This is a genomic window from Pseudomonas sp. SCPG-7 (assembly GCF_002156405.1).
Classification (GTDB): domain Bacteria; phylum Pseudomonadota; class Gammaproteobacteria; order Pseudomonadales; family Pseudomonadaceae; genus Aquipseudomonas; species Aquipseudomonas parakoreensis.
In genome coordinates, this window is record NZ_MVOO01000009.1 from 12800 (window position 1) to 38215 (window position 25416).

23 protein-coding genes are annotated in these 25416 nt (G+C 61.4%); 17 read left to right on the forward strand and 6 right to left on the reverse strand.

The window, feature by feature from the left end:
• Positions 1 to 129: 129 nt before the first annotated feature.
• On the forward strand, positions 130 to 1656 hold the full coding sequence (locus tag B1722_RS17395) for a CoA-acylating methylmalonate-semialdehyde dehydrogenase (RefSeq protein ID WP_086793655.1): 1527 nt from the start codon (positions 130 to 132) through the stop codon (positions 1654 to 1656).
• A gap of 9 nt (positions 1657 to 1665) precedes the next feature.
• The gene (mmsB, locus tag B1722_RS17400) at positions 1666 to 2553 is read left to right on the forward strand and encodes a 3-hydroxyisobutyrate dehydrogenase (protein ID WP_041066652.1); all 888 of its coding nucleotides are present in this window, start codon (positions 1666 to 1668) and stop codon (positions 2551 to 2553) included.
• A gap of 184 nt (positions 2554 to 2737) precedes the next feature.
• Here mmsB and B1722_RS17405 read toward each other — a convergent pair whose 3' ends face one another.
• The 4 genes from B1722_RS17405 to B1722_RS17420 all read right to left on the reverse strand — a co-directional run bounded on the left by B1722_RS17405 (position 2738) and on the right by B1722_RS17420 (position 5122).
• Positions 2738 to 3088 carry a cupin domain-containing protein gene (locus B1722_RS17405; RefSeq protein ID WP_003221437.1) on the reverse strand — a complete coding sequence of 117 codons (351 nt, stop codon included), beginning with the start codon at positions 3086 to 3088 and terminating at the stop codon, positions 2738 to 2740.
• A gap of 113 nt (positions 3089 to 3201) precedes the next feature.
• Positions 3202 to 3573, reverse strand: coding sequence for a MerR family transcriptional regulator (locus B1722_RS17410; RefSeq protein ID WP_086793657.1), 372 nt, complete (start codon positions 3571 to 3573; stop codon positions 3202 to 3204).
• A gap of 47 nt (positions 3574 to 3620) precedes the next feature.
• A complete protein-coding gene (locus B1722_RS17415) occupies positions 3621 to 4196 on the reverse strand; it encodes an NAD(P)H-dependent oxidoreductase (RefSeq protein ID WP_086793659.1) in 576 nt (191 codons plus the stop codon).
• A 44-nt stretch (positions 4197 to 4240) separates the two neighbouring features.
• Complete coding sequence (locus B1722_RS17420) at positions 4241 to 5122, reverse strand: LysR substrate-binding domain-containing protein (protein WP_086793661.1); 882 nt, start codon at positions 5120 to 5122, stop codon at positions 4241 to 4243.
• 233 nt (positions 5123 to 5355) lie between these two features.
• Between B1722_RS17420 and B1722_RS17425 the strand changes: the two genes are divergently transcribed.
• Positions 5356 to 6120, forward strand: a complete 765-nt coding sequence (locus tag B1722_RS17425; RefSeq protein WP_086793663.1) for a sulfite exporter TauE/SafE family protein — start codon at positions 5356 to 5358, stop codon at positions 6118 to 6120.
• Here B1722_RS17425 and B1722_RS17430 read toward each other — a convergent pair.
• Positions 6110 to 6424 (reverse strand): putative quinol monooxygenase, encoded by a 315-nt coding sequence (locus B1722_RS17430; RefSeq protein ID WP_041066659.1) that lies wholly within the window; start codon positions 6422 to 6424, stop codon positions 6110 to 6112. The genes B1722_RS17425 and B1722_RS17430 overlap by 11 nt on opposite strands.
• A gap of 182 nt (positions 6425 to 6606) precedes the next feature.
• Here B1722_RS17430 and B1722_RS17435 point away from each other — a divergent pair, with 182 nt between their 5' ends.
• From B1722_RS17435 to B1722_RS17465, 7 genes are all read left to right on the forward strand, one after another.
• Positions 6607 to 7197, forward strand: a complete 591-nt coding sequence (locus B1722_RS17435; protein ID WP_086793665.1) for an NAD(P)H-dependent oxidoreductase — start codon at positions 6607 to 6609, stop codon at positions 7195 to 7197.
• Positions 7198 to 7324: 127 nt separating this feature from the next.
• Positions 7325 to 8236, forward strand: a complete 912-nt coding sequence (locus tag B1722_RS17440) for a LysR family transcriptional regulator (RefSeq protein ID WP_086793667.1) — start codon at positions 7325 to 7327, stop codon at positions 8234 to 8236.
• Positions 8237 to 8339: 103 nt separating this feature from the next.
• On the forward strand, positions 8340 to 9233 hold the full coding sequence (locus tag B1722_RS17445; protein WP_086793669.1) for an NAD-dependent epimerase/dehydratase family protein: 894 nt from the start codon (positions 8340 to 8342) through the stop codon (positions 9231 to 9233).
• A 314-nt stretch (positions 9234 to 9547) separates the two neighbouring features.
• Positions 9548 to 10897: a GntP family permease gene (locus B1722_RS17450; protein ID WP_086793847.1), complete on the forward strand. Its 1350-nt coding sequence runs from the start codon at positions 9548 to 9550 to the stop codon at positions 10895 to 10897.
• 15 nt (positions 10898 to 10912) lie between these two features.
• A complete protein-coding gene (locus B1722_RS17455) occupies positions 10913 to 11773 on the forward strand; it encodes a MurR/RpiR family transcriptional regulator (RefSeq protein ID WP_041066668.1) in 861 nt (286 codons plus the stop codon).
• A gap of 1 nt (position 11774) precedes the next feature.
• Positions 11775 to 13232, forward strand: coding sequence for an amidohydrolase family protein (locus tag B1722_RS17460; RefSeq protein ID WP_086793671.1), 1458 nt, complete (start codon positions 11775 to 11777; stop codon positions 13230 to 13232).
• A 151-nt stretch (positions 13233 to 13383) separates the two neighbouring features.
• Complete coding sequence (locus B1722_RS17465) at positions 13384 to 13752, forward strand: glyoxalase superfamily protein (protein ID WP_086793673.1); 369 nt, start codon at positions 13384 to 13386, stop codon at positions 13750 to 13752.
• Positions 13753 to 13908: 156 nt separating this feature from the next.
• Here the strand turns inward: B1722_RS17465 and B1722_RS17470 are convergent, their stop codons facing one another.
• On the reverse strand, positions 13909 to 14925 hold the full coding sequence (locus B1722_RS17470) for an AraC family transcriptional regulator (protein ID WP_041066677.1): 1017 nt from the start codon (positions 14923 to 14925) through the stop codon (positions 13909 to 13911).
• Between the two features lie 211 nt (positions 14926 to 15136).
• Between B1722_RS17470 and B1722_RS17475 the strand changes: the two genes are divergently transcribed.
• The 7 genes from B1722_RS17475 (at position 15137) to B1722_RS17510 (ending at position 25391) form a co-directional block, all read left to right on the forward strand.
• The gene (locus B1722_RS17475) at positions 15137 to 16732 is read left to right on the forward strand and encodes an FAD-binding oxidoreductase (RefSeq protein WP_086793675.1); all 1596 of its coding nucleotides are present in this window, start codon (positions 15137 to 15139) and stop codon (positions 16730 to 16732) included.
• A gap of 5 nt (positions 16733 to 16737) precedes the next feature.
• Positions 16738 to 18333, forward strand: coding sequence for a glycerol-3-phosphate dehydrogenase/oxidase (locus tag B1722_RS17480; RefSeq protein WP_041066684.1), 1596 nt, complete (start codon positions 16738 to 16740; stop codon positions 18331 to 18333).
• Positions 18334 to 18353: 20 nt separating this feature from the next.
• The gene (locus B1722_RS17485; protein ID WP_086793677.1) at positions 18354 to 19922 is read left to right on the forward strand and encodes an FGGY-family carbohydrate kinase; all 1569 of its coding nucleotides are present in this window, start codon (positions 18354 to 18356) and stop codon (positions 19920 to 19922) included.
• Between the two features lie 230 nt (positions 19923 to 20152).
• Positions 20153 to 21442: a phospholipase gene (locus B1722_RS17490; RefSeq protein ID WP_086793679.1), complete on the forward strand. Its 1290-nt coding sequence runs from the start codon at positions 20153 to 20155 to the stop codon at positions 21440 to 21442.
• 44 nt (positions 21443 to 21486) lie between these two features.
• A complete protein-coding gene (locus B1722_RS17495) occupies positions 21487 to 23445 on the forward strand; it encodes a DUF1302 domain-containing protein (protein WP_140396027.1) in 1959 nt (652 codons plus the stop codon).
• 148 nt (positions 23446 to 23593) lie between these two features.
• A complete protein-coding gene (locus B1722_RS17505) occupies positions 23594 to 24967 on the forward strand; it encodes a DUF1329 domain-containing protein (protein ID WP_140396028.1) in 1374 nt (457 codons plus the stop codon).
• A 211-nt stretch (positions 24968 to 25178) separates the two neighbouring features.
• Positions 25179 to 25391, forward strand: a complete 213-nt coding sequence (locus B1722_RS17510; protein WP_041066888.1) for a plasmid stabilization protein — start codon at positions 25179 to 25181, stop codon at positions 25389 to 25391.
• The last annotated feature ends 25 nt before the right edge of the window (positions 25392 to 25416 follow it).

The window sequence follows — 25416 nt, forward strand, 5'->3', positions numbered from 1 at the left end:
GTTCTTATTAGAAGTTTGCACATCTATACTCCAAAAACAGTCCGACAACCAATTCGTGACACACGCCTCACCTCAAGGCGAACCCTTTCGCCTTGGCTCCTACGATAAAAACAAGTTTCGGAGACCAGCATGAACGCATCGCTTACGCCCAACGAAACCACGGTCCAGAAGGTCAAGCTGTTGATCGACGGCGAGTGGGTTGAATCGCAGACCACTGAGTGGCACGACATTGTCAACCCGGCGACCCAGCAAGTGCTGGCCAAAGTACCGTTCGCCACCGCTGCTGAAGTCGATGCCGCCATCCGTGCCGCACACCGCGCCTTCCAGACCTGGAAACTGACCCCGATCGGCGCGCGGATGCGCATCATGCTCAAGCTGCAGGCACTGATCCGCGAGCACTCCAAACGCATCGCCGTGGTGTTGAGCGCCGAGCAGGGCAAGACCATTGCCGACGCCGAGGGCGACATTTTCCGTGGCCTGGAAGTGGTCGAACACGCCTGTTCCATCGGCACCCTGCAAATGGGCGAGTTCGCCGAAAACGTGGCGGGCGGCGTCGATACCTACACCCTGCGCCAGCCGATCGGCGTGTGCGCCGGCATCACCCCGTTCAACTTCCCGGCGATGATTCCGCTGTGGATGTTCCCGATGGCCATCGCCTGCGGCAACACCTTCGTCTTGAAGCCTTCCGAGCAGGATCCGCTGTCGACCATGCTCCTGGTGGAACTGGCTATCGAGGCCGGCGTTCCGGCGGGCGTGCTCAACGTGGTGCACGGTGGCAAGGACGTGGTTGATGGCCTGTGCACCCACAAGGACATCAAAGCGGTGTCGTTCGTCGGTTCGACCGCGGTCGGTACGCACGTTTACGACCTGGCCGGCAAGCACGGCAAACGCGTGCAATCGATGATGGGTGCGAAGAACCACGCCGTGGTGCTGCCGGATGCCAATCGCGAGCAAGCGCTGAATGCCTTGGTCGGCGCCGGTTTCGGTGCCGCCGGGCAGCGTTGCATGGCCACTTCGGTGGTGGTGCTGGTCGGTGCCGCGAAACAATGGCTGCCGGACCTGAAAGCGCTGGCGCAGAAACTCAAGGTCAACGCCGGCAGCGAGGCGGGCACCGATGTCGGCCCGGTGATCTCGAAGAAAGCCAAGGCGCGGATTCTCGATCTGATCGAAAGTGGCATCAAGGAAGGCGCCAAGCTTGAGCTCGATGGTCGCGACATCAAGGTGCCCGGCTACGAGCAAGGCAACTTCGTCGGCCCGACCCTGTTCTCGGGCGTGACCACCGACATGCAGATCTACACCCAGGAAATCTTCGGACCGGTGCTGGTGGTGCTGGAAGTCGACACCCTTGATCAGGCCATTGCGCTGGTCAACGCCAACCCGTTCGGCAACGGCACGGGCCTGTTCACCCAGAGCGGTGCGGCGGCGCGTAAATTTCAGAGTGAAATCGACGTCGGCCAGGTCGGCATCAACATCCCGATTCCGGTGCCGGTGCCGTTCTTCAGCTTCACCGGTTCGCGCGGTTCGAAACTGGGCGACCTCGGCCCGTACGGCAAGCAAGTGGTGCAGTTCTACACCCAGACCAAAACGGTCACGGCGCGCTGGTTCGATGACGACAGCGTCAACGACGGCGTGAACACCACCATCAACCTGCGCTGAGGACTGGTCATGAAAATCGCATTTATCGGTCTGGGCAACATGGGCGCGCCGATGGCGCGCAACCTGATCAAGGCCGGCCATTCGCTGAACCTGGTGGACCTGAACAAAACCGTGCTGGCGGAACTGGAGCAACTGGGCGGCACCATCCGCGCCTCGGCCCGTGAAGCGGCGCAAGACGCCGAGCTGGTGATCACCATGCTCCCGGCGGCGGTGCATGTGCGTAGCGTCTGGCTCGGTGAGGACGGTGTGCTGGCCGGTATCGGCAAAGGGGTGCCGGCGGTGGATTGCAGCACCATCGATCCGCAGACCGCCCGCGATGTGGCCGCCGCTGCCGCCAAACAAGGCGTGGCCATGGCCGATGCACCGGTCTCCGGCGGCACCGGTGGCGCGACCGCTGGCACGCTGACCTTCATGGTCGGCGCCACCCCGGAACTGTTCGCCACCCTGCAACCGGTGCTGGCGCAGATGGGCCGCAACATCGTGCATTGCGGTGAAGTCGGCACCGGGCAAATCGCCAAGATCTGCAACAACCTGCTGCTGGCGATTTCGATGGTCGGCGTCAGCGAAGCCATGGCGCTGGGCGATGCACTGGGGATCGACACCTCGGTGCTGGCCGGGATCATCAACAGCTCCACCGGGCGTTGCTGGAGTTCGGAAATGTACAACCCGTGGCCGGGCATCGTCGAAACGGCGCCGGCCTCGCGTGGTTATACCGGTGGTTTCGGTGCCGAGCTGATGCTCAAGGATCTGGGGCTGGCCACCGAAGCGGCGCGTCAGGCGCATCAACCGGTGGTTCTCGGCGCGGTGGCGCAGCAGTTGTATCAGGCGATGAGCCAGCGCGGGGAGGGCGGCAAGGACTTCTCGGCGATCATCAACAGCTATCGCAAGCCGCAGTAACCACGCATCAAATGGTGGGGTGAGCTTCTGTGGCGAGGGAGCTTGCTCCCGCTGGTCTGCATCGCAGACCCAAACCCGGTCAATGCGGTTCTTCATAAAAACCGCATTGACTGAATTTACGACTGCTGCGCAGCCGAGCGGGAGCAAGCTCCCTCGCCACAGGCGGTTTCCCGGCTTTTTTGCATCAGGCGAAAACGAAATATTTGCGCACGGTCTCGACCACTTCCCAGGTGCCTTTCATCCCCGGCTCAACCACGAAGATGTCGCCGGCACGCAGGTGAATCGGCGCCATGCCGTCCGGGGTGATGATGCAATAGCCTTCCTGGAAGTGGCAGTACTCCCACTTCACGTAGTCGACCCGCCACTTGCCCGGGGTGCAGATCCAGGTGCCCATGATCTTGCTGCCGTCTTCGCTGGTATAGGCGTTGAGGTTGACGGTGTGCGGGTCACCTTCGAGTTTTTCCCATTTGCAGGCATCGAGTACCGGCAGCGGGTGGGTGTCGCGCAGAACGGTGATGGGGGCGGTCGCGGTCATGAGAACTCCGGGCAGTGGGCGGATGGCAAAGAAACCAACTCGCACCCTATAGCGCCCGGTTGCCGCTCAGTTGTCTGTGCTCGACATCGAGCTGCTCAGAAACGCGCAAACCGTCAAAGGTTTTCCAGCGGGCATTCGACCCGCGCCCTTTCAAGGTCGATTTCGAAACCTTCCAGTTGCGCGTATTGCCGCGTCAGCTCAGCGATGCTGCTGTTGATCTCGCGTTTTTTTGCCTCGATAGCCTGTTGGGCCAGATCCCATGGCATGGCCTCGCCATGATGCGCGGCAAAAATCGTCTGCAATTCCCGGAGCCTGAAGCCCATCTCTTTTGCGCATTTGATGAAGATCAGCAGTTCGATGCTTTGTTGGTCGTAGAGGCGATATTTACCTTGGCGCCGGGGCGTGGGCAGCAGACCGATCGACTCGTAGTGGCGAATGCTTTTGATGGTGGTGCCGGCACGTTGCGCGGCTTGGCCGATGTACATAAAAGTCCTTTTTCAATGTGAAACCGTGCGGCGCATTATCGGCAGACTTAGCGGCGGGCGATAGCGTGAGCCTGTTGCAGCCAGCGCTGGCGCTGCCGGTCGCTGGACTCAAGCAGCGGGCCGAAGGTCAGCGTGCGCAGGGGGTTGATACCACAGAACTGCAGGGTGGTCTTGCGCACCTGATGCAGTCCCGGCATCCGGTAGATCCAGCGGTAATACCAGAGTGGCGTGTCCATCGTCACCAGCAAATGCGCGGTGCGCCCCTTGAGCAACTGATCGGGAAAGGGTTTGCCTTTTCGGTATTTGAAGGCGAATCCCGGCAGCAACACCCGATCAAAAAAACCTTTGAGCAGCGCTGGAATGCCGCCCCACCAGATCGGGTAGACCAGCGTCAGATGTTCGGCCCAAAGGATGTCGGATTGCGCGCGGCTCAAGTCTTCTTCCAGCGCTTGAACCTGTTGATATCCCTGGCGCAACACCGGGTCGAAAACCATCTCTCCCAGGCGTAGCTGACGCACCTGGTGTCCGGCATCGAGCGCTGATTGTGCGTAGCGCTCGGCGAGTGCGGCGCAGAAACTCGTCGCGCCGGGATGGCCGAGAATCAGCAGAATGCGTTTGCCCATGGTCATGCTCCTTGCCGTTGAACGCCAAGGATGAAGTCTGCCCCTCAGGGGAGAGTCAAGGCTTGCAGCAAGGCTTTGGCATAACCGGGCAGCGCGCTGAAGTCCCGGGCGCAGAGCATCAGCATGCGGCGGGCCCACGTTTCGTTGAGCGCCACCCAATTGAATGAACGCAAGGCAGACCGCTCGACCGCGGCCAGCGGCACAATTGCCAACCCGACACCTCGGGCGACCATACGCATCGCTCCATCGAAACCGTCGGCGCGAATGCGGATCTGCATGCGTGAGCCACTGTGCAGCGCCTGTTCTTCCAGATACACCGCCAGTGCGCTGTCATTGCGCAGTCCGACAAAGTCATGCTGCAGGGCGTCGCTGAAACGGACTGGCGCAGCGTCAGACAATGGGTGCCCGAAGGGCAGGATCAGCACCAGCGGATCGGCACGAAATGGCTGGGTCTGCAGGTCGGTGGTATCTACTGCGTCGGACACAATCCCGAGATCCGCCGCCCCTTGGCGCAAGGCGTGAGTGATGCGCGCGCTGGGCAATTCCTGCAGATCGATGTCGAGGTTGGGATGCTCGCACAAAAAGTCCGCCAGCACTTCCGGCAGGTATTCAGTGATCGCGGTGGTGTTGCACAGCAACCGTACCTGGCCTTTGACGCCTTGGGCGTAATCGGCCAGATCCTGCTGCATGCGTTCGGACTGTTGCAGGAGGACGCGCGCATGTTGCGCCAGCGCCTTGCCGGCCGGCGTCGGGCTCACGCCACGGCGCCCGCGCTGCAGGAACTCGGTGCCGAGCGAAGCCTCCATGGCCCGGATGCGCGCACTGGCGGCGGCCAGCGACAGATGACTGCGGGCGGCGCCGGCGGTGATGTTGCCGCTGTCGAGGATGTGCAGGTAGAGGCGCAGGTCGGTGAGGTCGAAGTGCATGGGGGCAGCCTCTGGTCTTCGTGGTTTCTGGGCGGGCCCTATCGCTGGCAAGCCAACTCCCACAGGATTTTGTGTTGTGCACAAATCCTGTGATCCACACTGAAACCTGTGGGAGCTGGCTTGCCAGCGATGAGGCCAAAAGTCTTAACAAATACTTAGCCTATTGTATTGGAAGAGGCAGCCTCAGTATATGGCAGATTTTCAGCACACCCACCAAGGCGCACAGTAGCGCCATGAACGCACTCGCAGACTTCTATCAAAACCTCGGCCTGGGCCTATCGCTGCTGGTCATCGCCACCTTTATCATGGCCGGTCTGGTCAAAGGGGTAATCGGTCTCGGCTTGCCCACTGTCGCAATGGGGCTGCTGGGTCTGGCTATGGCCCCATCACAGGCAGCCGCATTGCTGATCATTCCGGCGACACTGACCAACGTTTGGCAACTGGCCTTTGGCGGGCATCTGAAAGGGCTGATCAAACGCCTGTGGCCGCTGCTGCTGATGATCTTCCTCGGGACCGCCGTCGGCACGTTGTCGATCGGCATGGCGGGCGGGCATTGGGTGGTGCGCGGCTTGGGCGCGGCGTTGCTGCTGTATGCGTTGAGCGGGTTGCTGCTGCCGACCCTGCAGGTCAATCCCCGGCATGAGCCGTGGCTCGGCCCGCTGTGCGGGCTGATCACCGGAGTCATCACTTCGGCCACCGGCGTGTTCGTGATACCGGCGGTGCCGTACCTGCAGGCGCTGGGTTTGCAGCGTGATGAACTGGTGCAGGCGCTGGGCCTGTCGTTCACCGTCTCGACCCTGGCGCTGGCCGGCGGCCTGTTCTGGCGCGATGCACTGGGCAGTGGCGAGTTGACTGCCTCGCTGCTGGTGCTGATCCCGGCGATGCTGGGCATGGGGTTTGGCCAATGGCTGCGGCAGCGCATCAGCGCCGTGCTGTTCAGGCGCGTGTTCTTTATCGGACTGGGCGCACTTGGCGCCCATTTGCTGATCAGCGGCTAGCCGAAGAAGCGCTGAGCATTTCGATCCGACGGATATCGAAATCGCGCTCCAGGTACGTCATGCGGTTGTCGAAAAACTCGCGCATGTGCGGCAGGTTCGAGTGCACGTCCAGGTGCGCCTGGCTTTCCCAGATCTCGTAGAAGATGAATAGCGTCGGGTCTTCCTGGTCGCGCAGCATGTGGTACTCAATGCAGCCCGGCTCGGCGCGGCTCGGCTCGACATAGGCGCGAAACAGCGCTTCGAAGGCCTCGGCTTTCTCCGGGCGGGTCTTGGCGTGCAGGATGAAACCGTGGCGCTCACTCATCAGATCAACTCCTCAAATGCAGATGGCTGCCAATGCTATTGCAACAATCTGCGTTACATTCGTGCTTTTTGATCAAATGTATTTTGCGTCGACGCGGCTTATTCCGCGCGAGATGGATGGTTAACCTGCCGCCATTCGTTTTCCCATCTTTCTCCAGCCCGATGGCTGCGCGAGGCGTTCTGATGAAAAAAGTGTTGTTGCTCAATGGCGGCAAGAAATTCGCCCATTCCGACGGTCGTTACAACGCCACCCTGCACGAAACTGCACTGAGCGTGCTGGATCGTGGTGGCCTGGATGTCAAAACCACGTTCATCGATGAGGGGTACGACGTCGCTGAAGAAGTGGCCAAATTCCTCTGGGCCGATGTGATCATTTATCAGATGCCGGGCTGGTGGATGGGCGCGCCGTGGACGGTGAAAAAGTACCTCGACGAAGTCTTCACCGAAGGTCATGGCAGCCTTTATGCCAGCGATGGTCGGACCCGTTCCGATGCGTCGCAGAAGTACGGCAGCGGCGGTCTGATTCAAGGCAAGCAGTACATGCTGTCGCTGACCTGGAACGCGCCGCAGCAGGCGTTCGATGACCCGAGCGATTTCTTTGAGGCCAAGGGTGTGGATGCGGTTTACTTCCCGTTCCACAAGGCCAACGAGTTTTTGGGCATGACCGGATTGCCGACGTTCCTCTGTGTCGATGTGATGAAGCGGCCGAACATCGAGAATGATGTGGCGCGGTATGAGCAGCATCTGAAACAGGTGTTTGCTCTCAAGGCTTGAATGGTTTCGGGCTACTATCGGCGGTAAGAGCAAAAGATCGCAGCCTGCGGCAGCTCCTACAGGGGAATGCAGTTCACTGTAGGAGCTGCCGAAGGCTGCGATCTTGGCGATTTCAAAGAGGACACCCGTGAAAGCCAGATCCGATGAGTTGCAGATTTTCGTCTGCGTGATCGAGTGCGGTTCGATTTCCGCCGCCGCCGAACAGGTCGGGCAGACGCCGTCGGCGGTCAGCCGCACGTTGTCGCGGCTCGAAGCCAAGCTCGACACCACGCTGATCAACCGCACCACGCGGCGCATGGACCTGACCGAGGAGGGCAAGTATTTCTTCGAACAGGCCAAGCTGATTCTCGATCAGATGGATGCGCTCGAAGAGCGTCTGTCTTCACGCCAGCAAACCCCGTCCGGGCGTCTGCGGATCAACGCTGCGTCGCCGTTCATGCTGCACGCCATCGTGCCGTACATCGACGAATTCCGTGGCTTGTACCCGGACATCCAGCTCGAACTCAACAGCAATGACCTGATCATTGACTTGCTGGAACAAAGCACCGACGTCGCGATCCGCATCGGCACTCTTGCTGACTCCACGTTGCATGCGCGTTCGCTCGGTTGCAGTCCGCTGCTGATCGTCGCCAGTCCGGCGTATCTGGAGCAGCACGGCGCGCCGCAGCAGGTCGCCGACTTGAGTGACCACGCCCTGCTCGGTTTCACCCACAACGAAGGCCTCAATCAGTGGCCGCTGCGTTACGTGCACGGTGACCGTTGGCCGATCACTCCGGCCATCAGCGCCTCCAGCGGTGAGACCGTGCGCCATCTCGCGCTGGAGGGGCAGGGCATTGCCTGCCTGTCGCACTTCATGACCATCGACGACATTCGCGCCGGACGCCTCAAGGTGTTGCTGGCGGAGTTCAACAGCGGTTATCGCCAGCCGATCAACGCGGTGTACTACCGGAACTCGCAACTGGCGCTGCGCATCCAGTGCTTCCTCGATTTCATCCAGAGCAAACTCGCGGCGTACGCCAGTGCTGATTTCAAGGGCTGATTCGTGATCCCTGCGCAAGAGTGAATTGGGCGAGGGCGGGTTTTTCCATCGGGGTGACCGGTCGATACTCGTTGCATCACTTATTCACGCAGGGAGTTTCTCCATGAACGTATTCATCACCGGCGCCGCCGGTTTTATCGGCGGTTCCATCGCCACCGGTCTGGTCCAGGCCGGGCACTCTGTCACGGGCCTGGTGCGCAGCGCCGAGCAGGCCGATGAGCTGAAAGCTTTGGGCATCACCCCGGTGATCGGCACCCTCGAAGACAGTACATTACTGGCCGATCAGGCCCGCGCCGCCGATGCGGTGATCAATGCCGCCAGCAGTGACCATCGCGGCGCGGTCGAAGCCTTGCTCGACGCCCTGCGCGGTTCGCACAAAGTGTTCCTGCACACCAGCGGTTCGAGCATCGTCGGCGATGCCTCGGGCGGCAAATCCAGTGACGTCATCTACTATGAAGACAACCTGCCGGAACCCACCGTTGACAAGGCGGCCCGCGTGGCGATCGACAACCTGATCCTCGCCGCCGCACAGGACGGCGTGAACTCGGCAGTGATCTGCAACACCCTGATCTACGGCGACAGCCTGGGCGTCAATCGCGACAGCGTGCAGTTGCCGCGTCTGCTCAAACAAGCACGTAAAAGTGGCGTGGTGCGGCATGTCGGCACTGGCCAGAACATCTGGTCCAACGTGCACATCGAAGACGTCGTCGCACTGTACCGGCTGGCGCTGACCCGGAACGTGCCCGGCACCTTCTACTTCGTCGAAAGCGGTGAAGCCTCGTTCATCGACATGACCACTGCCATGGCGCAGGCGTTGAATCTGGGCCAGCCACAAGACTGGCCACTGCAAGACGCCGAAGCCGAATGGGGCTACGAAATGGCCAACTACGGGCTCGGCTCCAACAGCCGCGTACGCGGCAAACACGCTCGTGAACTGCTGGGCTGGGCGCCAAAGCGTACGTCGGTGGTGGAGTGGATTCGTAACGAGATGGTGTGAATCGTACTCCAGCCATCCAGACACCACCGAACCTGTGGGAGCTGGCTTGCCAGCGATAGCGGTTCACCCGTCAGCAAATATGTTGAATGTGCAGCCGCCATCGCTGGCAAGCCAGCTCCCACAAGTTTTTGTGTTTGCCTAGGAACCATGTAAATCCCGCCCCGCGATTTTCATTAATCGCGACAAAACATATCCAACAGCGACACGCCTTACCTCTCCACGAAAATTACTTTCATGGCGTTTGAAAAATCGATCTCGAAATGATTTATGAGTTTCACAACCCATTCGAACGTGACCCTTTCGAGGAGTACCGCATGACGCCTTACTTCGGCTATTGGCTACTGATTTATGCCGCCGTAGCCATCATTGCCTTGATCGTGCTGATCGCCCGTTACCGGCTCAATCCGTTCATTGTCATCACGCTGATTTCCATCGGCCTGGCGCTGGTAGCGGGAATGCCGCCGTCGGGCGTGGTGGGGGCGTATGAGGCCGGGGTGGGCAAGACGCTGGGGCATATTGCGCTGGTGGTGGCGCTGGGGACGATGCTCGGCAAGATGATGGCCGAGTCCGGCGGTGCGGAGCAGATGGCCCGCACCCTGATTGAGAAGTTCGGCGAGAAGAACGCGCACTGGGCGATGGTTTGCATCGCGTTTCTGGTCGGCCTGCCGCTGTTCTTCGAAGTCGGCTTTGTCTTACTGGTACCCATCGCCTTCACCGTGGCGCGGCGGGTGGGTGTGTCGATTCTGATGGTCGGCCTGCCGATGGTTGCCGGCCTGTCGGTGGTGCATGCGCTGGTGCCGCCGCACCCGGCGGCGATGCTCGCGGTGCAGGCGTATCAGGCCTCGGTCGGGCAGACCTTGCTGTATGCGATTGCCATCGGTATTCCCACCGCAATCATCGCCGGTCCGCTGTACGCCAAATTCATCGTGCCGCGCATTCAACTGCCGGTGGATAACCCGCTGGAAAAACAATTTCTCGACCGCGAGCCGCGCGACAGGCTGCCGGGTTTCGGCATCACCATGGCGACCATTCTGTTGCCGGTGGTGCTGATGCTGATCGGTGGCTGGGCCAACCTGATCTCCACGCCGGGCAGCGGTTTCAATCAGTTTCTGTTGTTCATCGGCAACTCGGTGATCGCACTGTTGCTGGCGACCTTGCTGAGTTTCTGGACGTTGGGCATCGCTCAGGGTTTCAACCGTGAATCAATCCTCAAATTCACCAACGAGTGCCTGGCACCGACCGCCAGTATCACCTTGCTGGTCGGCGCCGGCGGTGGTCTGAACCGGATTCTGGTGGACGCTGGGGTCACCGATCAGATTGTCGGGCTGGCCCACGAATTTCACCTGTCGCCGCTGATCATGGGCTGGCTGTTCGCCGCGTTGATGCGGGTGGCCACCGGCTCGGCCACCGTGGCGATGACCACCGCGTCCGGCGTGGTTGCGCCGGTGGCCATCGGTCTGGGTTATCCACACCCGGAATTGCTGGTGCTGGCGACCGGCGCCGGCTCGGTGATCTTTTCCCACGTCAACGACGGCGGCTTCTGGTTGATCAAGGAATACTTCAACATGACGGTCGCGCAGACGTTCAAGACCTGGACCGTGCTTGAGACCCTGATCTCGCTGGTCACTTTCGCTTTGACCGTCGGCCTTTCTTACCTGCTGTAACCGGAGCCCGCCGCCATGGACATCCTTTATCAGATCCGCGCTCGTCAGGATTCCTTCAGCGCCGGCGAAGGCCGCATCGCCCGGCTGATGCTGGACGACGTCGGTTTTGCCGCGAGCGCCAGCCTCGAAGATCTCGCACAACGGGCCGAAGTCAGTACCGCCACGTTGTCGCGTTTTGCCCGTACGGTGGGCTGCCGCGACCTGCGCGATCTGCGCCTGCAACTGGCCCAGGCCAGCGGCGTTGGCAGTCGTTTTCTCGACCCGGCGGGTACCCCTGAACAGTCGGCGTTCTACGGGCAGATTGTCGGCGATATCGAAACCACGCTGCGCCAGCATCTGGCTGGATTCGACGAATCGCGCTTCGCCGACGCGGTGAAAATGCTCGGCCAGGCGCGGATGATTCATGCGTTCGGCATGGGCGGTTGCTCGACCCTGTGCAGCGATGAATTGCAGGTACGCCTGGTGCGCCTTGGCTACCCGATTGCGGTGTGCCACGACGCGGTGATGATGCGCGTCACCGCCGCCAGCCTCAGTGCCGAGCACGTGCTGATCGTCTGCTCGCTGACCGGCATCACCCCGGAGCTTTTGGAAACCGTCGAACTGGCGCGCAACTATGGCGCGCGCATTCTGGCCATCACCCGCGCCGACTCACCGCTGGCCGAATTGGCCGACATCGTCCTGCCGTTGCAAGGCGCGGAAACTTCGTTCATCTACAAACCGACGGCGGCGCGCTACGGCATGTTGCTCGCCATCGATGTGCTTGCGACCGAGCTGGCGCTGGCCAATCCTGAAGACAATCAAGAGCGTCTGCGGCGGATCAAACTCGCCCTCGACGAATACCGTGGCGGCGACGATCACCTGCCGCTGGGAGACTGACATGCAGTACGACACGCTGATCCGCAACGCCACCGTCATCGATGGCAGCAACACGCCCGGCTACCGCGCTGATGTGGCGATTCTCAACGGGCGCATCGAACGCATTGGCGACTTGCACGATGCCCGCGCCACAGAAGAAATCGACGCCGCCGGCCGCGTGCTCGCCCCGGGTTTTATCGACGTGCACACCCACGACGACACCGTGGTCATCCGCCAGCCGCAGATGCTGCCCAAACTCAGCCAGGGCGTGACTACGGTGATCGTCGGCAACTGCGGGATCAGCGCCTCGCCGGTCAGTCTCAAAGGCAATCCACCGGACCCGATGAACCTGCTCGGCAGCGCGGCGGCGTTCGTCTATCCACGTTTCAGCGATTATCGCGCCGCCGTCGAAGCGGCGAACACCACGTTGAACGTCGCCGCACTGGTCGGTCACACCGCGCTGCGCAGCAATCACCTCGACGATCTGTTGCGCACCGCCACGTCTGACGAAATCGCTGCCATGCGTGAGCAACTGCGTGAAAGCCTTGAGGCCGGCGCACTCGGTTTATCCACAGGTCTGGCCTACGCCAGCGCCTTCAACGCTTCCACCGATGAAGTGAAGCAACTGACCGAAGAACTGACGGCATTCGGCGCGGTGTACACCACCCACCTGCGCAGTGAATTCGAACCGGTGCTGGAGGCGATGGACGAAGCGTTCAGCATCGGCCGTCACTCGCGATCCCCGGTGATCATTTCCCACCTCAAATGCGCCGGTGTGGGTAACTGGGGGCGCAGTCCGCAGTTGCTCGCGGCGTTGGAGCAAGCAGCGAAAACCCAGCACGTGGGCTGCGATTGCTATCCCTACGCAGCGAGTTCTTCGACGCTGGATCTGAAGCAAGTCACCGACGCCCACCGCATCACCATCACCTGGTCGACGCCGCATCCTGAAGTCAGCGGCCGCGACCTGATCGACATCGCCGCCGAATGGAACGTGCCACTGCTCGACGCCGCCAAACGCCTGCAACCGGCGGGCGCGGTGTACTACGGCATGGACGAGGCCGATGTACGAAAAATCCTCGCGCATCCACTGTCGATGGTCGGCTCTGACGGACTGCCGGAGGACCCGTTCCCGCACCCACGCCTGTGGGGCGCTTTCCCACGAGTACTCGGACATTTCAGTCGTGATGTCGGGCTGTTTCCGCTGCACACCGCCGTGCACAAGATGACCGGTCTGTCGGCGGCGCGGTTTGGCTTGAAAGAGCGCGGCGAGATTCGTGAGGGCTATTGGGCGGATCTGGTCTTGTTCGATCCTGAGACGGTGCGCGATGTGGCGGATTTCACTGATCCGCAACGAGCGGCACAGGGGATTGAGGGGGTGTGGGTCAATGGCGTGTTGAGCTATCGCGACGGGCAGGCGAATGGTCGCCGGGAAGGGCGGTTTCTGGCGCGGCAGGGGGATTTGCGCGAAGGATTTCATTGATTGCCAAGCCCCGGTAGGCGCTGCCGAAGGCTGCGATCTTTTGATCTGCGTCTCATAGTGGCACTCTGAGATTAAAGAATGTCGAAACCAAGCCGAATTGCTGACATCCCGCCCCGCTAAACGCTTGGGCCAACCAGTCAGGGAGCACCCCATGAGCTTCGGCAAAACCACCCCGATCCTGCGGATCTTCGATGAAGCCAAGGCGTTGGAGTTCTACGTCGACTTCCTTGGCTTCAAGATCGACTGGCAGCACCGTTTCAAAGCGAATTTCCCGCTGTATCTGCAGGTGTCCCGTGGCGAATGCGTGCTGCACCTGTCCGAGCATCACGGCGATGCGACCCCGGGTTCGGCGCTGCGCATCGAGACCGATGAGCTGGAGGCGTTTCAGCAGCAATTGGTGGCCAAGGACTACAAGTTTTCGCACCCACAGATTCAGGCGATGCCGTGGGGCAGTCAGGACATGACGATTGCTGATCCGTTTGGTAATCGGTTGGTGTTTACCAACGCGATCAGTGTTTGAGTCGAGCCATACAAAAAAAGCGCTGCCAAACCATTAAGGTGGCTACTGGCGCCATCGCTGGCAAGCCAGCTCCCACAGTGATCGAGTCGTACACAAAATTTGTGCTTCACCAAGAAACCTGTGGGAGCTGGCTTGCCAGCGATGAGGCCAGAACAATCACCCCCGATGCATCTGCCGAAACTCCCCCGGTGGCATCCCGCGCCGGCTCTTGAAGGTTCGGTGAAAAGAGCGCGGCTCGGTAAACCCCAGATACTGCGCAATGTCCTGAATCGGCAACGTACTGTTGAGCAAATAATGCTCCGCCAGCTCTTGGCGCAAATCGTCGAGAATCTGCTGATACGACGTCCCCGCCTGATGCAACTGCCGCTGCAACGTGCGCACCGACACCGCGAGCTGCTCGGCCACCTGTTCCTTGCGCGGCAAGCCTTCCTTGAGCAACTGACGCAGGATGCTTTTGACCCGCTGCTCCAGCGACGCATCCTCCAGCGTCGCCATCAAACCCATCGCATGTTCTTCCAGCGTACGCAGCAATTGCGCATCGGCCTGGCGCAGCGGTAATTGCAGATACGCCAACGGCACGATCAGCGCTGAATAGGCCTGCTCGAACAGCACCGGGCAATCGAAAAACGCTTCGTACTGCGCCTGGGTAGCATCTGGCGGGCACGGATGTTCCAGCCACACGGCGGCGGGCGACATCTGTGTGTCGGCGATCCAGCGCGCGTATTGCAGCCACGAGCCGAGGACGTTTTCCACCAGATGCCGGCGGATACGCGGGCGCTCGTAGCGGCACGTCCAGATCAGGTGCACGTGGCCATCCTGCACGTCGGCGCGGCTGACGCCCATGTCGCCCACCAGTTTTTCGAACGGCATGATCCGGCTCATCGCATCGCCCAGAGTTGCGCAGTTCATGGTGATGTAACCGAGCACGCTCCAGGAGTTGGGCAGGACGAAATTGGCCGCGTTGAGACCGAACAGCGGATCGCCCGAGTGCTCGCAGAAATAATCGAGCAGGCGCTCATGGGTTTCGCCCGGCAGGCGCAGGCTGTTGTCGCTCAGTTGCTGCGCCTGCAAACCGGCAGCGGCCAACGCCGGCTCGATGGCCATGCCCAGTTGCTCGGCATGGCGCACGTATTTGAGCAGCGGCGGAACCGAGGTGAAGCCGAGCGATTGCATGATCCGAATCCCTTGATCAAGGCCTGCGTGAGCGAATGAATGCCTGAAAGGTAATTTGAAACCCCGACTAAAGTAAATGGCTGGCACTTGCGCGACGTTTGACTCAATTGGCTACTCGAACTGGCCGGATACGACCGTGACACTTTTTGGCCGCTGACTAGTATGGAGGCCTGCAATATCACTGATCAGACTGCATAAGAAGGACACACGCATGCGACGCTGGAACGGCTGGGGAGATGCAACCACGGTGGTCGAACTGCCGGCCCAGGGCGCGAGCTTTCTCCATGAACGACTGGGGGCCGGGCAGGTGTTGCCCGATGCCACGCTGGACGCGGCATTGGCGCGGGTGCCGGTCTCGCGGCTGGCGGCGCACACCTTGTACAGCGTCGATGCCCATGACCGTCTGCTGCACGCCCGGGGCCAGAGCCTGCCGGACTGGCTGGCGCTGCGCGAAGGTGCACTGGGCAATTATCCGGACGCGGTGGCGTTTCCGGAGACCGCCGGGCAGATCCGCCAATTGCTGGCGCTCGCCCACGAACAGGACCTGTGCCTGATTCCCTACGGCGGCGGCACCTCGGTGGCCGGGCACATCAATCCGCCGGATTCGGCGCGGCCGGTGGTGACCGTGTCGCTGGCGCGGATGAATCGTCTGATCGACCTCGACGAGCAGAGCCAACTGGCGACGTTCGGCCCCGGTGCCAGTGGCCCGCAGGTGGAAAGTCAGCTGCGCGCTCGCGGCTACACGCTGGGGCATTTCCCGCAGTCGTGGGAGCTGTCGACGCTGGGCGGTTGGGTCGCCAGTCGCTCCAGCGGTCAGCAGTCGTTGCGTTACGGGCGCATCGAGCAATTGTTCGCTGGCGGCACCCTGGAAACTTTCGCCGGGCCATTGGAAATCCCGACCTTTCCTGCCTCGGCGGCGGGGCCCGATTTGCGTGAAGTGGTGCTCGGTTGCGAGGGCCGTTTCGGGATCATTTCCGAGGTCAAAGTGCGGGTCAGTCCGCTGCCGGCCGATGAGCGTTTTTACGGAGTGTTCCTGCCCAGTTGGAGCAAGGCGCTGCAAGCGATTCGCCAATTGGCGCAGGCGCGGGTGCCGCTGTCGATGCTGCGGCTGTCGAACGCGGTGGAGACCGAAACCCAACTGGCGCTGGCCGGGCATCCGCAGCAGATCGCCTGGCTGGAAAAGTATCTGAACCTGCGCGGCGCCGGTGAAGGCAAGTGCCTGCTGACCTTCGGCGTCACCGGCAACCGTCGGCAAAACGCGCTGTCGCTGAGCCAGGCGCGCCAGCATCTGAAAGCCTTCGGCGGCGTCTTCACCGGCACCTTGCTCGGCAAGAAATGGGCGCAGAACCGCTTCCGTTTCCCCTACCTGCGCGAGAACCTGTGGAACGCCGGCTACGTCGTCGACACCCTAGAAACCGCCACCGACTGGAGCAACGTCGACAATCTGCTCAACCTCATCGAAAACAGCCTGCGCGACGCCTTGGCGGCAGAGGGCGAACGGGTGCATGTGTTCACCCATCTGTCCCACGTCTACGGCGAAGGTTCGAGCATCTACACCACTTACGTGTTTCGCCCGGCGGCGGATTATCCGGCGACGCTGGCGCGCTGGCAGGCGCTCAAGCACGCGGCCAGTCAGACCATCGTCGACAACCACGGCACCATCAGCCACCAGCATGGGGTCGGCAAGGATCACGCGCCGTACCTGCCGCGCGAAAAAGGCGCGCTGGCGATGGACACTTTGCAGGCGCTGAGCAGGCACTTCGATCCGGCCGGGCGCCTCAACCCCGGCACGCTGATGCAGGAGTGACGATCATGCACCCGGACTGGAACGCCGCGTGGCGCCAGCAAACCTTGCCGACATTGGCCGACGCAAGCTGGGATCTGATCGTCATCGGCGGCGGTATCAGCGGTGCCGGCATCCTGCGCGAAGCGGCACGGCGTGGCTGGCGTTGTCTGCTGCTGGAGCAACGTGATTTCGCCTGGGGCACCTCCAGCCGGTCGTCGAAAATGGTTCACGGCGGATTGCGTTATATCGCCAAGGGCCAGTGGCGCCTGACCCGCGATTCGGTGCGCGAGCGTCAGCGTCTGCTCGACGAAGCGCCGGGACTGGTGGAACCGATGAGTTTCCTGATGCCGCACTATCGCGGCGGCTTTCCCGGGCCGCGTGTGCTCGGTGGCTTGTTGTCGGTGTACGACGCGTTGGCCGGACGACGCAGCCATCGTTTTCACGACGCGCAGCAACTGCGGTTTCTCGCGCCGGGGGTGAAGGAAACCCGGCTGCTCGGTGGCACCAGTTTTGTCGATGCGCTGACCGATGATGCACGGCTGGTGATGCGCGTGTTGAGTGAAGCGCGAGCCGATGGCGCAGTGGTACTCAACGGGGTGCGCGTCGAACATTTGCTGCGTGAAGACGGCCGGGTGTGTGGGGTTCAGGTCGAAGATTATGAGTCGGGCGGGTCGTTGCAATTGCGTTGCGACGTGCTGGCGGTGGCGACCGGGGCGTGGGCGGAGCGCCTGCGTTTGCCCGAGGCTCCGCGACAATTGCGCCCGCTGCGCGGCAGTCATCTGCTGCTGCCGGGCTGGCGTTTGCCAGTGGCGCAGGCCTTCACGTTTCTGCATGCGCGCGACCGGCGGCCAGTGTTCGTTTTTCCGTGGGAAGGCGCGACAGTGGTTGGCACCACCGACCTCGATCATCGCGAGAATCTGGATCAGAGCGCGAGCATCAGCGCTGAAGAACTCGACTACCTGCTGGCGGCCTGCACGCAACAATTTCCAGGTGCCGAAGTGACGGCGAGCGATGTGCTGTCGACCTGGTCCGGCGTGCGTCCGGTGGTGGGCAGCGCGGCGGGTCAACAGCAAGGCAAGCCGTCGAATGAAACCCGTGAACATGTGCTGTGGCAGGAGCCGGGGTGCGTCACGTTGGCTGGCGGCAAACTGACAACGTTTCGCCCGCAAGCCATCGAAGTACTCAAGGCCTGTGCCGACATGCTTGGCCGTGCTTTCGAAGATGACGGCGCGCCGGTATTCGCAGCCGTACCGCCACTGACCATTCCCGGACTCAGCCCGCAACAGTGGCGACGGCTGGCCGGCAGGCACGGTCGCGATCTGCCGCGACTGGCGCAGTTGATCGCCGAGTTGGGCCACGAAATGGTTGGCAACACTGACACCTTGTGGGCAGAGCTGGCCTTCGCCTGTGAAGCGGAAATGGTGCTGCACCTCGATGATCTGTTGCTGCGCCGCACTCGTCTGGGCCTGTTGCTGGCGCGTGGTGGCGAAGCGCATTTCGCCGCCATCCGCCAACTCTGCCAGCCCCGCCTGGGCTGGGACGATGCACACTGGCAGCAAGAGCTGCAGCGTTACCGGGCGTTGTGGCAACGTCACCATGGCCTGCCGGATGCCACGCCTTGAGGCCCCTTGAAGAGAGCGCCATGGATAACCACTCGAACAAGCGCTACCTGCTGGCGATCGACAACGGCACCCAGAGCGTGCGCGCATTGCTTTTCGATTTGCAGGGCAATCTGCTCGGTAAAGGCAAGGTCGAGTTGCAGGCGTATTACTCGACGCAACCGGGCTGGGCCGAGCAGGACCCGGAATATTATTGGGCGAAACTCGGCGAGGCCTGTCAGCAGGTGTGGGCGCAAACCGGGATTGATCGCTCGCAGATTGCCGGGGTGTCGCTGACCACCCAGCGCGGCACGGTGATCAATGTCGATGCCGAGGGCAAACCGCTGCGCCCGGCGATTTTGTGGCTCGATCAGCGCCAGAGCGACGTCGAGGGCGGGATCAAGGGACCGTGGGGCTGGCTGTTCAAACTGGTCGGCGCGCAGGCCACCGTGGATTATTTTCGCGCGCAGGCAGAGGCCAACTGGATCGCCAGACACCAGCCTGAAGTCTGGGCGGCGACCGACAAGTTTTTGCTGCTCTCGGGCTTTCTCACCCATCGCCTGTGTGGGCGCTTTGTCGACTCGGTCGGCTGTTGCGTCGGCTACCTGCCGTTCGACTTCAAACGCCTGAAATGGGCCGCACCCAGCGACTGGAAATGGCAGGCGCTGGCGGTCCGCCCGGAGCAATTGCCGACCTTGCACAAACCTGGCGAAACCCTCGGCTACATCACCGCCGAAGCCGCTCGCCATACCGGCATTCCCGAAGGTTTGCCGCTGATTGCTGCCGGCGCTGACAAGGCCTGCGAAGTGGTCGGTTCAGGCGTGGTCGATGCGAGCACCGTGTGCCTGTCCTACGGCACCACCGCGACCATCACCAGCACCCGCTCGCGCTATCTGGAAATCGTCCCGTTGATTCCGCCGTATCCCTCGGCGGTGCCCGATCAGTACAACTGCGAGGTGATGATTTATCGCGGTTACTGGATGGTCAGCTGGTTCAAGAATGAGTTCGGCCTGCGCGAAATGCAGCAGGCGCAAGAGCAGGGCATTGAACCCGAGCAACTGTTTGATGCGCTGGTCAACGCGGTGCCGCCGGGATCGATGGGGCTGATGCTGCAACCGTACTGGTCACCGGGGATTCGTGAGCCGGGTGTCGAAGCCAAAGGCGCGATGATCGGCTTCGGCGACGTGCACACCCGCGCGCACATTTACCGGGCGATTCTGGAAGGGCTGGCGTATGCGTTGCGCCAGGGCCTGGAGAACATCGAGAAGCGCTCGAAGGTGTCGGTCAAGCGTCTGCGGGTGGCCGGTGGCGGTTCGCAGAGTGATGCGGCGATGCAGCTGACGGCGAATATCTTTGGTCTGCCGGCGGAGCGCCCGCATGTGTATGAAGCGTCGGGGCTGGGCGCGGCGATCTGTTGTGCGGTGGGGTTGGGATTGTATGCGGATTACCCGGCAGCGATAGCGGCAATGACCCGCGTCGGGACGGTATTCACCCCGCAACCCGAGGCGCAGCAGGTTTACGAACGGTTATACAAAGAGGTGTACCTGCGCATGTATCGCCAGCTCAAACCGCTGTATCAGAGCATCCGTAAAATCACCGGTTACCCCGCCTGAAGCAACACCACCAATCCCCATGTAGGAGCTGCCGAAGGCTGCGATCTTTTGATCTTGTTTTTACAAAATCAAAGTCAAAAGATCGCAGCCTTCGGCAGCTCCTACAGGGGCGCGTGGTGATTCGCATATGGCGCTATCGGAGAACTTTTCTGGTGAGATCGGACAGTGTCAGCGCCTGGGTCGGTTGTTAGGCTCAACCCCCACAGCACCTCCAATAAGAACTAAAAGCAATGAAGCTGACTTTTCTCCTGTTGCTGCTTTGTGCCACGGCCCCGACGGCGTGGGGCTGGTCGAACCACACGGTCGGCAGCTATCTGGCGTTGCAGGCACTGCCGGCGCTGCGCGATGCGCCGCCGGTCGAGGTCGAGCCGCTGGAGCGTTTTCTCGCCGAGCAATATCCGGCCGTGGTCGCGTTGCTGGACCAGCAGGAAAGCTTCGCCCGTGAACACTTCACCCAATACCCGCCGCGCCCCGACAACCTGAAGCTGCCCGCCGTACCGGGTGACAATCTGCGCCACGATTTTCTCACCGCGTTGCGACTCAATCCGCGCATTCATCTGGCGATGGTCATTCAGCCTTTGCCGGGTCAAGACCTGCCCGAGCGTGAACACTTGTCGGCCGATCAGGTGATGGTCGAGCAGACGCTGTCACCGTGGAATCGCCAGCGCTTCATTCGCGTGGCGGATGGCGAGAACGTCGCGCCGCTGGCGGTACTGGCAAGCGCCGCCGACGAGCCGGATTATGGTCACGACATCAATCTGTTCAGCGACAACCCCGGCGAGGTCGGCGCGCGGTACGGCTTCGGCCCGCAGCCGTTCGGCGATGCGCGTTTTCAGTACAGCTCGCAGGCGCCGTTCCACATGGGCTTCTTCCATGAAAGCGCGGTGGTGTATGCCGCAGCCGGATTTCTTCAGCGCAGTTGGCCGGACTGGCGCGCCTATCAGTACCTGGGCCTGGCGCGTCTGGCGTTCGCCTCTGGCCATCCTTACTGGGGTTACCGTTTTCTCGGATGGGGCGTGCACCACGTGCAGGACCTGACTCAGCCGTATCACGCCAAGCCGCTGCCCGGGGTCGAACTGCCGAGTCTGTTGCTGCTGGAGGGCAAGGCGCTGGCCGGTTTTGCCGATGATAAAAAAGCCTCCATCGAACGGGTCGCTACCCGCCATATGGAAGTCGAGAAGTACCAATCGACCTGGTTGCGCCGCGTGCTGCGCGCCGGTCAGGCGCATCCGATGCTCGCGGCCTACGCCGATGTCGCTCAAGACCAACAGTATCCGCCGTACTCGGTGGGCTACTTGCGCGACGTGGTCAGCGCCGAGTCAGTCGAGGACTCGGCGGCGTTCGATGAAGCCATCGGCCAATGGCTGGAGACGGCCCCGGTGACCAGTGATTTCAGCAGCGGCAACCAGTTGCAGCGCGAGCGTTTCGAGCATCCGGCACTCAATCAGCAGCTGTTCAAACTGCTCGGCCATTTCGGCGCGCACAGCCGGATTTATGTCCGTGCGGGACTCACACCGTAGCCATCGTGGTCACGCAAAAAAACAATAAGAACAAGGAGGAACCCATGATCAACACTCGATTGCGCCTCACCGGCGTGGCACTTCCCGGTGTCGGCCTGGCAGGACTGCTGCAACTCTGTGCGGTGGATGCGCTGCAGGCGGCCGAGTTCAGCGTGCTGGACAATCAAATCACCGGCTCGATCGACACGACCCTGTCCTATGGCCGTTTGTGGCGGGTGCAGGGCCGCGACAAGAACAACGACGACGTCAACACCAACGACGGCAATCGCAACTTCGATACCGGGCTGGTTTCCGAGGTGTACAAGATCACTTCGGAGCTTGAGGCCAACTATCAGAACTACGGGATGTTTCTGCGCGGCACGGCGTTCTACGACACCCAGTTGATGGACAAGCGCAACGATTACTACCGTAACAACAACCCGGCGCAGCCAAGCCAGAGCTACCCGCAGGATGATCGCTTTACCAGCCAGACCCGCGACATCGCCGGCAGCCGGATCGAGATGCTCGACGCCTATGTCTACGGTAACTGGGACGTGGCGCAGATGCCGGTGACTGCGCGGGTCGGGCGTCAGGTGTTCAACTGGGGCGAGGGGATTTTCTATCGCGGCGGCGTCAACACCACCAACCCGGTGGACGCCGCCAAGTACCGCTTGCCGGGCGCCGAGGTCAAGGAGGTGCTGATGCCGGTGGAGGCCGTGAGCTTCAACATCGGCCTGACCGATTCGTTGACCCTGGAGAGCTTCTACCAGACCAACTGGAAGGAAACCCGCATCGACCCGGTTGGGACTTTCTATTCGCAGACCGACCTGTTCGCCGATGGCGGCAACACCGGTTACAACAACTTCAGCGGCACCGCGCTTGATACCCCGGTGCCGGGGTTCGGCAACGTCATCGGGCTGTACAGCGCATTGGGCAACAACCCATTGCTCGGCCCGACGCTGAAAAGCACCGGCCTGTACGCCAACGGCGTGACACCGGCCTACGGCAATACGCTGAAAGTGGCGTCGATCGGCAAGGACTACAACGCACGCAACGACGGCCAGTTCGGCTTCGCCTTCCGCTATATCGCCGAGGCGCTCAACAGCACCGAGTTCGGCCTGTACCTGGTCAACTACCACGCCAAGGAACCGACCATCGCCGCAGATCTGGGTGGCTACAAGGGTATCGACATGAATGCCCTGACCAACATGCTCGCTGGTGTGGCCGGCAGTCAGGCCGGGGCGCTGGCCAACGGTCTGGCGACGGCCGATGTGATGGGCAACATTCAGGCGCATCGGCGTTATGCCGAAGACATCCGCATGTACGGTTTCAGCTTCAACACCACGTTGGGCCAGGCTTCGGTGTTCGGCGAGATCGCCTATCGACCGAACCTGCCGATCGGGATTGCCGCGACTAACGACTTGATCGGCGACCTGGCCAACGGTGCCGCTGTGGCGGTGACCGGTAAGCCCGTCAACGTCGGCGGGCAGATGGTCACCCTCGACAGCGAGATCAACAACGCCGAGCGCGTTGAGGCGTTCAATACCTCGCTGGGCAGCATCTACAACTTCGGCCCGACGCTGTCGTTCGACTCGATGTTCGGCATCTTCGAACTGGCCTCCGAGCACCTGCGCGGCAGCAGTCTGCAATACACCGCTTACGACGGCAGCACGCGTTATTACGCCGGTACCGGCAACACCTCTTATGTGTCCGGCGGTGATCGTGATGATCAGGTCAACCGCAACTCCTACAGCTACACGGTGATGTTCAACGGCACCTGGAACGATGTGTACGCCGGGGTCAACGTCTCGCCGTACGTCGTCTACAAGGACGACTTCAAGGGCAACAGCTATCAGGCCGGCAACACCATCGACGGGCGCAAGGCTTACACATTGGGGATCAAGGCCAACTACCAGAACAAGCTCGAAGCCGAGGTGCAATACACCAACTTCTGGGGCGGCGGACAGAACAACGGGATTCGCGACCGCGACAACGTCGGGTTCAACCTCAAGTACTTCTTGTGAGTTTCAGACGCAGATCTCGGGACAACTCATCCCCCTGTGGGAGCGGGCTTGCCCGCGATGACGGCAGCACATTCGACATCAATGGTGGCTGATCCACCGCTATCGCTGGCAAGCCAGCTCCCACAGGGTATGCATTCTGGAGAAGAACATGTTTCATATTTCAAGATTGACTAAGACAATGCTGGCGCTCGTGCTGGGTCTCGCCGCGAGCAGCACATTGGCCGCCATCACCCCACAACAAGCCGAACAACTGAAAACCACCCTCACGCCCATGGGCGCCGAGCGTGCCGGCAACGCTGCCGGCACCATTCCAGCCTGGACCGGAGGCATCACCCAGGCGCCAGCCGGCTATAAACCGGGCCAACATCATCCGGATCCGTATGCGGCGGACAAACCGCTGTTCACCATCACCAAGGCCAATCTCGACCAGTACAAGGCCCACCTCAGCCCCGGTCAGATCGCGTTGTTCAACAGCTACCCCGACACGTTCCAGATGCCGGTCTATCCGTCGCGCCGTTCCGGTTCGGCGCCGCAGTGGCTGTATGACAACACGTTGAAGAATGCGACCTCAGCCAAGCTGCTCGAGGGCGGCAGCGGATTCGCCGATGCCTACGGCGGCGTACCGTTCCCGGTGCCCAAGGACGGCATCGAAGTGCTGTGGAACCACATCACCCGTTATCGCGGGATCTACGTGGTGCGTCGTGCGTCCGAAGCCCCGGTGCAGCGCAACGGCAGCTTTGCCCTGGTCACCTCACAGCAAGAAGCGCTGTTCAATTTTTATCGTCCGGGCGGGCAGTACGCCGACCTGAAAAATATCCTGTTTTACTACCTCGCTTTTGTGAAAAGCCCGGCGCGGCTGGCCGGGGGCGCGGCGCTGGTGCACGAGATGCTCGATCAACTCAAGGACCCGCGTCAGGCCTGGGTCTACGATGCAGGCCAACGCCGCGTGCGCCGTGCGCCGAACTTGGCGTATGACACGCCGATCGCCTCGTCCGATGGCCTGCGCACCGCCGACGACACTGACCTGTTCAACGGCGCGCCGGACCGCTACGACTGGAAGCTCAAGGGCAAGCAGGAGATCTACATCCCCTACAACAACTACAAGGTCGGCAGCCCCGACGTGAAGTACGCCCAACTGCTGACCCCGGGCCACCTCAACCCGCAATTCACCCGCTACGAACTGCACCGCGTGTGGGTGGTTGAAGGCAACCTGAAACCGGGCGCGCGGCATGTCTATTCCAAGCGCGTGCTGTTCCTCGACGAGGACAGCTGGGGCGCGGCGCTGGTCGATCAATACGATGGGCGCGGGGAGTTGTGGCGGGTGTCGATGGCCTACCTGAAAAACTTCTACGACCTGCCGACCACCTGGAGCGCACTGGACGTGTTCCACGACCTGCAGGCCCGCCGTTACTACGTGCAGAACCTCGACAACGAAGAAGCTTCCACCGTCGACTTCTCGCAACCGGTGCCGGAAGACGCGTATTTCATGCCGTCGGCGTTGCGCCAGCGCGGGACACGCTAAGGGGCACCGGACTGCTGATCGAACGCAATCCCTGTAGGAGCTGCCGCAGGCTGCGATCTTTTGACTTTGATTTTAAAAACAAGATCAAAAGATCGCAGCCTGCGGCAGCTCCTACAAAGGCTCGATCAAATGGCGTTACAACCTGAAAACGAAGATTCGTAAACCGAGTGGTAGTCTCGCTGCTTCGATGGCTGTATCGCTGGAGTACATTGTGGCGAGTTTGACTATCAGCAATCTTGACCTTCAGCTCTATGAAGAACTGCAGTTAGCGGCAGATATTAATAATCGTTCGATTGAAGAGCACGCGCGTGTGATGTTGCAGAAAGCGCTCGAGCAGAATCAATCTGCCGCTGGCTTGGGGACTCGAATTCATAGACGATTTAATAATGTCGGTGACGTTGAATTGGATGTGCCTTCACGCTGAAGCCAGTATTTTCTCGGCATCGCCA